The 12,549-nt window shown below is 61.2% G+C and carries 11 protein-coding genes and 1 pseudogene; 1 reads left to right on the forward strand and 11 read right to left on the reverse strand.

Going from position 1 to position 12,549, the window contains the following annotated elements:
* The 6 genes from DES43_RS21315 to DES43_RS21340 all read right to left on the reverse strand — a co-directional run.
* Positions 1–217, reverse strand: a 217-nt coding sequence (locus DES43_RS21315; protein WP_280960267.1) for an acetyl-coenzyme A synthetase N-terminal domain-containing protein, incomplete at its 3' end; no start/stop codon positions are given.
* Between the two features lie 14 nt (positions 218–231).
* Entirely contained in the window at positions 232–981 is a 750-nt protein-coding gene (locus DES43_RS21320) for an ABC transporter ATP-binding protein (RefSeq protein WP_035025669.1), read from the reverse strand.
* Between the two features lie 11 nt (positions 982–992).
* Positions 993–1,766 (reverse strand): ABC transporter ATP-binding protein, encoded by a 774-nt coding sequence (locus DES43_RS21325; protein ID WP_035025401.1) that lies wholly within the window; start codon positions 1,764–1,766, stop codon positions 993–995.
* Positions 1,767–1,777: 11 nt separating this feature from the next.
* Complete coding sequence (locus tag DES43_RS21330; protein ID WP_035025403.1) at positions 1,778–2,920, reverse strand: branched-chain amino acid ABC transporter permease; 1,143 nt, start codon at positions 2,918–2,920, stop codon at positions 1,778–1,780.
* Between the two features lie 6 nt (positions 2,921–2,926).
* Positions 2,927–3,955, reverse strand: coding sequence for a branched-chain amino acid ABC transporter permease (locus DES43_RS21335; protein ID WP_035025405.1), 1,029 nt, complete (start codon positions 3,953–3,955; stop codon positions 2,927–2,929).
* Positions 3,956–4,067: 112 nt separating this feature from the next.
* Complete coding sequence (locus tag DES43_RS21340; RefSeq protein WP_035025408.1) at positions 4,068–5,411, reverse strand: substrate-binding protein; 1,344 nt, start codon at positions 5,409–5,411, stop codon at positions 4,068–4,070.
* 143 nt (positions 5,412–5,554) lie between these two features.
* Here DES43_RS21340 and DES43_RS21345 point away from each other — a divergent pair, with 143 nt between their 5' ends.
* On the forward strand, positions 5,555–7,075 hold the full coding sequence (locus tag DES43_RS21345) for a helix-turn-helix domain-containing protein (RefSeq protein WP_035025409.1): 1,521 nt from the start codon (positions 5,555–5,557) through the stop codon (positions 7,073–7,075).
* Positions 7,076–7,102: 27 nt separating this feature from the next.
* Here DES43_RS21345 and DES43_RS21350 read toward each other — a convergent pair whose 3' ends face one another.
* The 5 genes and pseudogenes from DES43_RS21350 to DES43_RS21370 form a co-directional block, all read right to left on the reverse strand.
* Positions 7,103–9,850, reverse strand: coding sequence for a sensor histidine kinase (locus DES43_RS21350; protein ID WP_245264673.1), 2,748 nt, complete (start codon positions 9,848–9,850; stop codon positions 7,103–7,105).
* Entirely contained in the window at positions 9,847–10,083 is a 237-nt protein-coding gene (locus tag DES43_RS21355; protein WP_035025411.1) for a hypothetical protein, read from the reverse strand. Before DES43_RS21355 ends, DES43_RS21350 begins: the two co-directional genes overlap by 4 nt.
* A gap of 49 nt (positions 10,084–10,132) precedes the next feature.
* Entirely contained in the window at positions 10,133–10,522 is a 390-nt protein-coding gene (locus DES43_RS21360; RefSeq protein ID WP_035025412.1) for a response regulator transcription factor, read from the reverse strand.
* A 659-nt stretch (positions 10,523–11,181) separates the two neighbouring features.
* The gene (locus DES43_RS21365) at positions 11,182–11,922 is read right to left on the reverse strand and encodes an IS1595 family transposase (protein ID WP_198027482.1); all 741 of its coding nucleotides are present in this window, start codon (positions 11,920–11,922) and stop codon (positions 11,182–11,184) included.
* A 92-nt stretch (positions 11,923–12,014) separates the two neighbouring features.
* Positions 12,015–12,349: pseudogene (locus DES43_RS21370) on the reverse strand (helix-turn-helix domain-containing protein); the annotation flags it as partial.
* Positions 12,350–12,549: the final 200 nt, after the last annotated feature.

A 12,549-nucleotide genomic window follows, 5' to 3' on the forward strand; every position in this document is an offset into this window, starting at 1 on the left:
CGCCATCCTCGAACCACCGTATCGAAACCTCGCCCTCGAAACTGGCGTTCTTCACCACCGTATAGGGCCTGAACCAGTCGATGCGCCTGCCATGCGCGCCCCAGAACGCATCCGGATCGCTCACGCTCTCGGCGTACCACCTAAGATACGTCTCGTTGTCCAGCGTACCCGCACGCTTCCACGATGGCTGCACACGGTAGACAATTCCCTTCGACATTCCTCTCCCCTTCGTCAGATCGCCAGATATTCGTTGCGAAGTTCCTCGCTTTCGAGAAGCTCCTTCGCCGCTCCGGCAAAGACCAGTTCGCCCGTATCCAGAATGACGGCCCGGTCGGCCAGCCGCAGCGCAGCGACCGCATTCTGCTCGACGATGATGGTCGTGATGCCGCGCTCCTTGATGCCATGCACGATCGTCTCGATTTCCTTGACGATGACCGGCGCCAGCCCTTCATAGGGTTCATCCAGCAGCAACAGCTTCACTTCGCGGGCCAGCGCACGGGCCACGGCCAGCATCTGCTGCTCGCCGCCGGACATGGTGACGGCCTCCTGCCTGCGCCGCTCGGCCAGCCGCGGAAAATGCTGGTAGAGTTCCTCGATCGACATGCCGTGGCCCGGCGCAACCTGCGCAAGGACCAGATTTTCCTCCACCGTCATGCCGGGAATGATGCGCCGGTCCTCCGGCACCAGCTGGATGCCGGCACGCGATGCCTGCCACGACTTCATGGTGTGGAGCGGCTTGCCCTCCAGCCAGATTTCGCCCGAGCGCAGTTGCGGGTCGTCCATGCGGGCGATGGTGCGCAGCGTCGAGGTCTTGCCGGCTCCGTTACGACCGAGAAGCGCAAGAATCTCGCCCTTCTTCACATCGAGCGTGACACCCTGCACGATGTAGCTTTCGCCGTAATAGGCATGGATATCGCGCACCGCGAAGAAGGCATTGGACGGATCGGCCTCGGTTGCGGCCGAAATTGCTTCCCGTTTCATTGTTGCGACGTTCATTCCACGCTCCCGCCGAGATAGGCTTCCTGCACGCGCGGATCTTCCTTGATCTCCTGCGGAAGTCCCGATGCGATGATGCGGCCCTGCGCCAGAACCGAAATGCGATCCGCCAGCGAGAAGACGACATGCATGTCGTGCTCGATGATGACCTTGGTCATTCCGCTCGACTTGATCTTGCGCAACAGGTCGATGGTGCTGTTGGTGTCGTGGCGGCTCATGCCGGCCGTGGGCTCGTCGAGCAGCAGCAGTCGCGGCCTCTGGATCAGGCACATGGCCAGTTCCAGCCGCCGCTTGTCGCCGCGCGAGAGCGAACCCGCGTGATCCTCGCGCCGGCCGTGCAGGCCGATGTCGTTAAGCATGTCCTCCGCCTCTTGCCGGATTTCTCCTTCGGATTCGACGCTGCGGAACATGTTGATGCGGAAGGCGCCGTCGCGCCGGGCGAAGGCCGGTGCCATCACATTGTGCAGCACCGGCAGGTCCGGGAAGATTTCCGGTGTCTGGAAGACGCGCGAGATGCCGAGCTGGTTGATCTCGTAAGGCGCCTTGCCGGTCAACACAGTGCCATCGAACACCACAGCCCCGCTGGTGGGCGGTATACGGCCGATGATGACATTCAGCAGCGTCGACTTGCCGGCCCCGTTGGGGCCGATGATGGCGTGCGTCTTGCCCTCCTCGATTTGCAGGTCGATGTCGGACAGGGCGCGCAGCCCGCCGAAGTTCTTGTGAACGTCGGCTGCGTGCAGGATGATGTTGGGCGGTGTTTCACTCATGGCCTGTCCTCCTACTCCGCCGGCTGGACCGAGGTGACGCCGCCAGGCGTCCCCCTTCGCCGTTTGAGGCGCGCCATGAGGCGATGGAAGCCTTCGACCAGACCGCCAGGCAGGAACACCACGATCAGCACGAACATCAGCCCGAGCGTCAGGTGCCAGCCCTCGCCCACGAACTTCGACAGCACCGTCACGACGACATTCTGCAAACCGTCCGGCAGGAAGGAGAAGAAGTTGTTCAGCATGTTGGTGTTGATGGCCGAGAAGATGTTCTCGAAATATTTGATCAGCCACGCACCGATCACCGGGCCGAACAGCGTTCCGACACCCCCCAGAATGGTCATAAGCACCACATTGCCGGACTCCGTCCACTTCATGCGTTCGGCGCCCGCAAGCGGGTCGGTGATCGAGAGCAGCGCACCTGCAAGTCCGGCGAACATGCCGGAAATGACGAAGGCCGCCAGCATGTAGGGCTTGGTGTTGAAACCGGTGTAGTTCATGCGCGTCTGATTGGATTTGATGCCCCGCAGCGCCATGCCGAAGGGCGAGGCGAATATCTTCTGCGACACGTAGAAGGCAACGATCAGGATCGCCGCGCAGAGATAGAATCCGGTATAGCCGGTGACGGAACTGCCGAGGAAGGTCGGTTGCGGCAGGCCGGCGATATTCGCCTGCGCGCCGAACATGGCATCGAGGTAGCGCGGATCGTCACGCGCCAGCAGCAGGCCGGTCTCGCCGTTGGTAATGGGCGTCAGCACCGAATAGGCAAGGCTGTAGCACATCTGCGCGAAGGCCAGCGTCAGGATCGAAAAGTAGATGCCGGTCCGGCGCAGGCTGAAATAGCCGATCACCAGCGCGAAAACACCCGTCGTGATGACGGCGAAGATCATGGCCGGCACGATGTCCATCGTCAGGAGCTTGAACGACCACACTGTCGTGTAGGACCCGACGCCGATGAAGGCGGCGTGACCGAAGGACAGGTATCCCGTCAGCCCGAACAGGATGTTGAAGCCGATGGCGAAGATCGCGTAGATCGCGAACTTCTGCATGAGGCCGGGATAGGCTGCGCCCAAAGGCGACAGCCAGAGCGGCATGGTCAGCACCACGACAGCGAAGACTGCGAGTGCGGCAAGGTCCTTGCGAGAAAGCGAGAACATGGCGGATCAGCTCTCCATGATTCCGCGCCGTCCCATCAGGCCGCGCGGACGCACGAGCAGGATGACGACTGCGACGAGGTAGATGATGACCTGATCGATGCCGGGAATGAGGGATTTCACCTCGGTCATCGATGCGAAGGACTGCAATATGCCCAGCAGGAAGCCGGCAGCGACGGCGCCGGGCAGCGAGCCCATGCCGCCGACGACCACCACCACGAAGCTCAGCACCAGAAAATCCATACCGAGATGGTAGTTGGGTGCGAGCAGCGGCGTGTACATGACGCCGGCAACGCCCGCCACCACCGCCGCCAGACCGAAGACGATGGTGAAGCGCCGGTCGATGTCGATGCCCATCAGACCGACCGTCTCGCGGTCGGCCATGCCGGCACGCACCACCATGCCGAAAGTGGTGAATTGCAGGAAGGCGAAGACACCGCCGATGACTACCGCCGAGAACAGCAGATAAAGCAGCCGCCACCAGGGATAGGTCAGCACATGCGGGGCCATGCCGAACCACACGCCGATGTCGGCCGCACCGCGCAGATCGGTCGGGATCGGTTGGGGCACCGGATTGGCCCCGAAGAAGCTCTTGACGATTTCCTGCAGCACGATTGCGAGGCCGAAGGTGACCAGAATCTGCTCGGCATGGCTGCGCTTGTAGAAATGCTTGATGATGCCGCGTTCCATGGCAATGCCGATGATCAGCATCACCGGAATGGCGAGCAGGATCGAGATCGGCACCGAATAATCGACCAGAACCGCACCGAAATCGCCGAACCAGTTCTGGACCAGCGGCGTGCGCACCTCGACAGGCGCGCCCCATGGCGACAGCTTCTCCGGGTCCACGGTAACGGTTTCAAGGGTGATGAGATAGCGGAAGGTGACGGCACAGAAACAGCCGAGCATGAAAAGCGCGCCATGGGCGAAATTCACGACGCCGAGTGTACCGAAAACCAGCGTCAGGCCGAGGGCGATCAGCGCATAGGCGCCGCCCTTGTCCAGCCCGTTGAGCAACTGGGCCAAGAACACGTTCATCTGGATAATCCTTCGATGCGAGACGCAGCGCGTTGCAAACGTCAGGAAGCCGACGGCAAAGGGCTTGCACCCCGCCCGTCAAAGGCAGGCAGGGTGCAAACCGTCGATATCGTCAGCACTTGTTGGGTTCGTAGGGCCCAAGCTCTCCGCCGAAGATCGAGGCTTCGTAGGTGACGTCCTCGCGCGTCGTCTTGCCGATCACGTTGAGCACGTCGAAGCGGCTCGACGGATTCTCGTTGCCGCGCACCACCAGGACTTCCTTGAAGCACTGGTGATCGCTGTCGCGATAAACCGTATGGCCATTGCCCATGCCGTCAAACTCGAAGCCTTCCAGCGCCTTGATGACTTCGGGCGGATAGAAGGTGCCGGCACGTTCCACGGCATCGGCATAGAGGATGGTCTGCACATAACCGGTGTGCGCCGACTGCGAAGGCGGCTCGCCATAGGCTTCGCCGTAGGACTTGGTGAATGCCTTGGTGCCCTCGTCGTCCAGCGACCACTGCCAGTTGGAGGTGCCGATGATGCCCTTCACCGCCTCGCCCGCACCGACAGCCATGAGCTCCGAGAACATCGGCACGACGATCTCGAAGTTCTTGCCGTTGGCCTGACGCTCCCGCAAACCGAACTGCACCGCCTGCGGCAGCGAGTTGACCATGTCGTGGCCATAGTGGTTGAGGATGAGCACGTCGGCGCCGGAGTTCAGCACCGGCGTCAGATATTGCGAGTAGTCACCGAGACCGAGCGGCGTGCGCACCGTGGCGACGGTTTCCCAGCCGAGCGCCTCGGTGGCGTTCTTGATCGATTCTTCCTGCGTCCAGCCCCAGGTGTAGTCTGCAGTCAGGTGATAGGCGCGGCGGTCCGTGCCATATTCCTTGGCCAGGAACGGCGCGATGGCGACACCCGACTGATAGGCATTGAAGAAATGCCGGAAACCATAGCGGCGCTTGTCCTTGCCGGTCGTGTCGTTGGAGTGGGTAAGGCCGGACATGTAGATCACGCCCATTTCCTGACACAGGCTCTGCTGGGCTATCGCCTCGCCGGACGTCACCGATCCGGTGACCATGATGGCCTTGTCGCGCTCGATCATGCGGCGCGCGCCGTCACGGGCGGCGTCGGTGTTGGTCTGCGTATCGCCGGTCACATATTCGACCTTGCGCCCGAGCACCCCATTGCCCTTCAGCGCCACCGGCTTCAGGGTTTTCAGCAGGCCGCCGTCGCCCTCGCCGTTGATATGCTTGACGGCAAGCTCATAGCCCTTGAGCTGCTCCAGCCCTTCCTCCGCATAGGAGCCCGTCTGGGGCACGTTGAAGCCGAGAACGATCTTGCCGTTGGTCGGGTCGTTGCAGAAATCCTGGGCCCAGGCGCCCTTCGTGAAAATATAGGGCGTGCCGAGCGCGGCAATACCAGCGCCGGCACCCTTGAGCAGGCTGCGCCTGTTGGGTTTAAAAATAGCCATTTCATCTCCTCCACGCGTCCGGGTCATCGGTTCGCGCCAAGAGACTGTCACAGAATGTTATATTCTCAATAAGTATTTGACATTAAATGAATATTTTGTCACAAACCGGAAATTGGTAAATTCACTTTAGTAAAGAATTTACAATGGGAAAGTTCAGGACGCCGATAGGGGCACGCATAAGGCGCAAGCGTCTCGCCTCCGGGCTGTCGCAGGTGGCGCTTGCGCGCTCGCTGGGAATTTCGGCCAGCTATCTCAATCTCATTGAGAACAACAAGCGCAGCATCGGCGGCAAGCTGCTGCTGCGTATCGGCGAACGGCTCGGCATCGATCTGAAGCATCTGTCAGGTGAAAGCGAGGCCCGAACCATCGCCGCCATCGGAGAGCTGATGGCCGATCCGCTGATGAGCGGAATCGACATCGAACCGCAGACGATCCGCGATCTCGTGGCGCGCTTCCCCGAAGCGGGAACCGCGCTGGCGCGGCTGCACAGCGCCTACGCCGACGCCTCGACGGAGATCGAGGTGCTTCAGCACAGGCTCAAGTCCGATCCGCTTCTTTCGCAGCTTCTGCATGAGATTCTCAACCGGATCGCCGGCATCAAGTCGGGCGCGGAAATCCTCGCCGACATTCCCGACCTTACCGACGACGAGCGCGGCCGCTTCATCTCCAACATCAACACCGAAGCGCGCGAACTCGTCCCCGCAACGCAGAGCCTGGTCGCCTATTTCGACCAGACCGCCGCACGCCAGCGGCCGGTCTCGCCGCTTGGCGAGGTCGACGAGGCATTGATCGCCAACAACAACCACTTTCCGGAACTTGAGACCGTTGCAAGCCTGCTGCGGCAGGAGGTCTGCGGGACAGGCGCAACGGACGAGCCGACGGTTGTCGAGGCCCTTCGCAGACGGTTCGGCATTGCGTGCCGGATCGGCGGCAATCCGGCTGCGGCAGGCGAGTCCGTGCTGGCATTTTCAGACACCCTGCCCCGCTCCGCGCGCGTTTTTCGCATGCTGCGCACCTATGCCTCTCGCGCGGCATCAGCCAAACTTTCGGAAGTGGCCGACAGGCTCGACCTTTCGACCGAAGAGGCGCGCGAACTCGCTTTACGCGCGCTTTCCTCCTACGTCGCCGGGGCCATGATGATGCCCTATGACGAGTTTCTCGATATGGCCGAAACGCATCGTTACGATGTCGATCTGATCGGCAATCTTGCCGGCGTCAGCTTCGAGCAGGCCGCTCACCGGCTGGTGACCCTTCGCCGAAAGGGGCGCGAAGGTGTGCCGTTCGGCTTTCTGCGCGCCGACCGCTCGGGGCGGCTGACCAAGCGCTTTCCGCTGCCCGGGCTCACCATCCCCGGTTTCGGTCATGGCTGCCTGCTGTGGCCGATCTACGACGCCTTCGCGACCGGCGGCATTGTGCGACAGCTATCGGCATTTCCCGGAGGCGGCCGGTTTCTTCTGCTGGCAAAAACCGTATCCAAGCAGACGCCGCGCTTTGGACAAAAGCCGCTGGTGTTCTCGATCATGCTCGCCTGCGACATCGTGCATGCGGACCGCACCGTCTACGGAGACGGGCTCGACCTCGGCGGCATGCCCGTCGAGGTCGGACCGTCCTGCCTGCCCTGCCCGCGCCTTCATTGCGGCCATCGGCAGGAGATTCCGGTCTGAACACGCACGGTTGCCGCCGGGACGGCTTCAGGCGTTCTCCCTGACAGCCTCCGGCGCGACGCCTTGCCATACCGGCAGGACTATGCGGAAGCAGGCTCCGGGCAATGTTCCGGCGGTGAGCTCCAGCCGGCCGTTCAGCTTGCCGACGATCTTGTGGCTGATATTGAGCCCAAGGCCAAGTCCTTGCGAATCCGGCGTTCCGTCCGGCTCGGCCCGCACGAATTTGTCAAAGATCTTTTTCCGGAAAAGCGGCGGTATGCCCGAGCCGTTGTCCGAAATGTCCACGACGTAGCCTTCCTGCGTCACACGGGACGAAATATGAACCACAGGTTCTTTTGCGTCGTTGTGCGAGATCGCATTGGCGATGATGTTGATGAAAACCTGGCTCAGCCTGCCCGTGTCGGCCAGCACGATGCAGTTTCCGGCACGCGCGCCGCTTTCGATGGTAACCAGCCGCTTTCTTGCCAGCGCCTCGCACACGGCCATGGCCTGATCGAGCACATCCTCGGCATCGACCGGAACATTCTCCCAGTCACGCTCGCCCTGCTCCAGCGCACTCAGGTCGAGGATTTCGTCGAGCAGCTTGGTGAGGCGCACGCTTTCATTGTGGATCGTGGAGATGAACCGCCTTCTCTGCTCGGGCGTCAACCCTTCGGGTTCCATGAGGATTTCGGCGAAGGACCGGATCGAGGTCATGGGGGTGCGCACCTCGTGGCTGACCTGCGACAGGAACTCGTCCTTCTGCTGGTGCAGTTCCTTCAGCAGCGCATTGGCCTCCTTCAGTTGCTGGGCCGTGAAGTGGAGCTCCTGCGATTTCAGCTCCAGCGCATGCGAATATTCGATCGCCTGCTGGGTCTCGTCGGCAATCTGCATCATCTCTTCCAGCGAGATCGCATCGCCGGCAATGGCCTTGGTGAGCAGGATATGGGCCGAAGCCGAGCCGATGGAGCCGGCCAGCTCGCGCTCCAGCCGTGCGATGAAATCGGCGGAGACGCCCTGCTGCTGCGCCGTCTGCCGATGCGGCACACCGGCCGTGTCGAACAGGGCGCGCGCGCGATTCCAGCCCAGAACCCGCTCGGCCACGAAAAACAGCTCGCTGGTGGTGGCCGATCCGCGCAGGATGCGCGGCTGCAGGGATGCCGAGCGGCGGAACACATCCACGAACAGCGGCGCCTGTATGCGCTCAAGGGCGTTCTGACCGGTTGCAGCCGAAACGCACAGCAGAACGGAAACGTTGACGAGCATGCTCCAGAACACGGAATGCACCAGAGGGTCCATGCCCTCCATGCCGAACAACGCCTCCGGCCGCAGGGCCCTGATGCCCCACGGCCCGTTGGCCACCACATCGGCGACGACCGGGCTGAACGTATCGAAGGACGGCAGGAAAAGCGTCCATGCCCACACGACGAAGCCGGCGGAAATCGCTGCAAGCGCGCCCTTCATCGTGGCGGTGCGCCAGAAGATCGCCGCCAGCATCGCCGGCAGGAACTGGGCCACGCCGCCAAAAGAGATGAGGCCGATCGGCGCAAGCGCATCCGAACCCTGTGTCAGCCAGAAATAAAGGAAGCCGAGCAGAAGCATCAGGGCGATGGAGATGCGGCGGCTGCGCAGCAGCAGCCTGGCGATATCGCGCTGCTCCCCTGTCTCGTCGCTGCGCGGCGCCCTGCGCAGGGCCAGCGGGACGACGATATGGTTGGACACCATGATCGACAGCGCGATCGAGGCAACGATGATCATCGACGTGGCGCTGGAAAAGCCGCCGATGAAGGCGAAAAGCGCCAAGGCATCATGGCCTGTGCTCATCGGCAGGGTGAGCACGAACATATCGGGGTTGGAACCCGGCGGCATGGTCGTTTGTCCATAGAGCGCAATGGGCAGGATGAACAAGCTCATGGCCAGCATGTAGCAGGGGAAAGCCCAGCTCGCCGTGCGCAGATGGTCCTCGTTGGAATTCTCGACAACGGTGATCTGGAACTGGCGCGGCAGGCAGATGACGGCGCAGGCAGAGAGAAACAGCACCGCCACCCACCGGCTGCCGAAGGGTTCAGCCTCATGGATGCGCACGCCCGCATCAACGGCCCGCGCATAGATGTCGGCAAAACCGTCGCTGATGCCAAAGACAACGAAAACGCCGACGGCCAGCAGCGCCAGCAGCTTCACCACCGCCTCGAATGCGATGGCCGCCACGACGCCCGGATGCTGTTCGCGCGCATCGACATTACGGGTGCCGAACAGAATGGTGAACACGGCCATGCCGATCGCCACGCCCAGGGCAAGCGTGACCTCATCCAGCGTGGCGAGATGATCCGCGCCCGTTCCCTTGGCGACGGATACGGTCTGGATGGAGGTCGTGATCGCCTTGAGTTGCAGGGCGATGTAGGGGGTGATGCTTACCACCGCGATCAGCGTGACCAGCACCGCCAGACGGCTCGACTTGCCGAAGCGGGACGACAGGAAGTCTGCGATGGAGGTGATGTGCTGGCTGTGGGCAATGCGGATAAGCTTGCGCAGCAGGAACCACCAGCCGACGAAGACCAGCGTCGGCCCCATATAGATCGCCATGAATTCCAGCCCGCTGCGGGCTGCGGTGCCGACAGCGCCGTAGAAGGTCCAGCTTGTGCAATAGACCGAAATGGACAGTGTGTAGATGGCAGGCGAACTGAGGAAACCGGCATTGCCGCTCTTGGCGCGCGCATCCGAAAGATAGGCGAGCAGGAACAGCAGGCCGACATAGCCGACCGCGGTCAGGATGACGAAATCCGGCGACAATATCATGCGTCACCGGCAGGGTCCGCCGGCACCGCAGGCCGGCTTTCCGTTATTGGCTCGGGCGTGAGGACGCGAAACTGACGAAGGCGCGACAGCAACACCGCACCGGCAATGACCAGCAGCCAGACTCCGAACAGGTAGAGCACCTCGACAGGCACGCCAAGCGGACTGAGCAGACCCTCGAAGAGGTTGAGAAGCGGCGGCATCAGCAGGACGACACCGAAAAAAGGCACGAGCAACGCGATGTCCTCTCGCTCCGCCCTCTCCTCCTTCACAGGGCCGGGCGCGCTAGGCATGAGCGGCAGAACAGGTCTGGCTTTCGAGGATGCGGCGAACCGCGTTCACCACATCGCCGTTTGCATAAGGCTTGGTGATGAAATCATCCGCCTTCATATCCATCGCGGCCTGCCGGTCATATTGCTGCCCGCGCGCGGTGAGGATGACGACGGAGGTCGATGCAAAGGCGGGATTGGAACGCAGCACCTTCAGAACATCGAGACCGCCGCGCTTCGGCAGCATGATGTCCAGCAAAACCAGACGCGGGCGGAACCGCATGACGGCCTGAAGCGCAGCCTCGCCGTCGCGCGCCACGCCGACCGACCAGCCACAACGGGTGAGGATGAACTCGAGCGATTCCAGTATCGCCTGTTCATCTTCGACTATGAGGATATCCGTCATCACAGCAGCCCCTCCCAAGGCTGTGAATGGCGTTGCACCACCTCGCGATCCCCCGGCCGGAACACACTGGCATCCGGTCTTGTTCTTCTAACTCCCTTATCCCAATGCAAACCGGCCGTTAAATCAAGCCGTCTTTGGTCTAACCCGGTCCGCCATGTCATCCGGAAGGGACTTTTCGCGTTTTTCGAAGTTTTTCCGATCGCCCGGAAAAGGAAAAACCGGCAAGCGGCAACAATCTCGCGGGTTGGAAAAACTTCACGATTACTTCGTGCGATATGCTCCGCGCATCCGGGTCGCGTCAAATTTGTCCCAACGAACACCCTTCATGCGAACACTCACGGTCGCGGCAACATTCCGCCCCAAAAGCGGGAACCGGCTTCTGTCGAGACCCATAATGACGGCAGCATGAAGCCCAAGGAGCGAACCTGAAAGATCGCGATGCGCTTGGAGGGGACTGTCATCGGAACCCCGATACATTCGTCACAAAAATGCCCTGACGCAATCCTTCCGTCAGGAAGGATTGCGTCAGGGCAGAGCCTGCGCATGTACAGGTTCATGAAATCCAAATAAGCATATAAAAAATAATTGATAATTTAAGGAAATTCGTGCAAACGCCGCCCACTCTCGCGAGAGGCGGCGCTTGATTTTTTAAGTTATGCCTAACGGATCTGGACGGGATTTATCTCGGTTTTGTTGGCTGAAATCGTCTTCAAAAGCTTGATGATCAATGGTTTCAAGTCCTCATGCCGGTGATTGAAACGATAGCAGGTTTCACCGAGATAGAGAGGAAAGAACTTCTTTGGCGCACCACGGTATGGATACAGCCAGTTTTTGGCGTATGACCAGAAGCCTTCGATCCCGTTGATATGGTCGCGCCCGACCGGCCGGCCTTTCTGCTTTCGGATGACGACATGGTCGCCGCGCAGCCGCAAGGTGGCATAGGCTTGCCACTCGTCGGTGTAGTAGAGCGAACCCTCCCGGCTCTCGGCCTGGATCACGTTCATGATCGAGGTTCGGTCGTGCGCAGGGATCGGCCAGGCCTTGACGATCCCGTTACGCTTGACAATGCCGAAGACGATGGCCTTGCCCGCAGCGCCCCAGCCCCGCTTGCCTTTGCGTGCTCCACCGAAGGTCGTTTCGTCACATTCAAGACTGCCTTCGAAAGGATCGCGCAGCTGCTCGGCATGGGCCATGGCGAGGCGGATCAACCGGTAAAAGCGCTCGGTTGCCCGGCGGCTCGCCAGAAGCGAGAACCGCTGCCGATAGAACGGGGACGCCCCAAACAAAGCGCTGCACCAATTGTGTCCTGGTCCTGCTATCGGGACGCGAGGCGTCCCAAAGCGTCTTTGTCGCGCGACGGCGGTGCCCGCAGGCACGGCATTTAAGCCCTCCGTCGCCAAGCTGATAACTCCAGCCAAAACGGCATTGCGGACAAGGAGACATGGCCAAATCCTCGCAGATTTGGTCCTGCCTCGCTAGGCATTACTTTTTTGTAAGTCCAGCCATTGCCGCGAAGCCATGCACTCAACGCGCTGTGGCTGATCCGCACCGATCGCGCGACCGCCAGCCGCACCACCATCTCGTTCAGCGTAATGTCCTTGCGCTCGTCGATCAGCGCAACGATAAAGGCTTCATGTTCATCAAGCTGGGATGCGCTGCCCCGGCCTTGCGGGCGGGGCTCCAACTCGCCGATCTTCGCCCGGGCAATCCACCGGATTGCGCTCGATACACCCACTCCGAACCGCGCCGCCGCCTGTGGCGCAGACATGCCTTCGTCCAAGCTTCCAGAACACGCGACCGAAGATCGTTGCTTGGCGCTCTCGCCATCATCCACCTCCACCAAGGTGGACGTTGATCAGAACACCGCGCCGCCGCCGTCACTTCATAATCAATTCATCCGTCTCAGGAAATGCTTTAGGCTGTCGTGACGAATTAACGTCTTGGGATTCCCATTTGGTTGCAAATCAGATTCCATTCTTGCCTTTGGAGGTTAGAATGGACGGTGAGGTTCTTCGGGAGGATCAATG

The sequence above is a fragment of the Aquamicrobium defluvii genome (assembly GCF_004363725.1).
In the GTDB taxonomy this organism is placed as follows: Bacteria; Pseudomonadota; Alphaproteobacteria; order Rhizobiales; family Rhizobiaceae; genus Mesorhizobium; species Mesorhizobium defluvii.

Coding starts and splice junctions, on each gene's coding strand:
- DES43_RS21340 (WP_035025408.1), bottom strand. CDS start 5,411: ATGGCTATTTTTAAACCCAACAGGCGCAGCCTGCTCAAGGGTGCCGGC.
- DES43_RS21350 (WP_245264673.1), bottom strand. CDS start 9,850: ATGATATTGTCGCCGGATTTCGTCATCCTGACCGCGGTCGGCTATGTC.
- DES43_RS21345 (WP_035025409.1), top strand. CDS start 5,555: ATGGGAAAGTTCAGGACGCCGATAGGGGCACGCATAAGGCGCAAGCGT.
- DES43_RS21360 (WP_035025412.1), bottom strand. CDS start 10,522: ATGACGGATATCCTCATAGTCGAAGATGAACAGGCGATACTGGAATCG.
- DES43_RS21330 (WP_035025403.1), bottom strand. CDS start 2,920: ATGTTCTCGCTTTCTCGCAAGGACCTTGCCGCACTCGCAGTCTTCGCT.
- DES43_RS21325 (WP_035025401.1), bottom strand. CDS start 1,766: ATGAGTGAAACACCGCCCAACATCATCCTGCACGCAGCCGACGTTCAC.
- DES43_RS21335 (WP_035025405.1), bottom strand. CDS start 3,955: ATGAACGTGTTCTTGGCCCAGTTGCTCAACGGGCTGGACAAGGGCGGC.
- DES43_RS21320 (WP_035025669.1), bottom strand. CDS start 981: ATGAAACGGGAAGCAATTTCGGCCGCAACCGAGGCCGATCCGTCCAAT.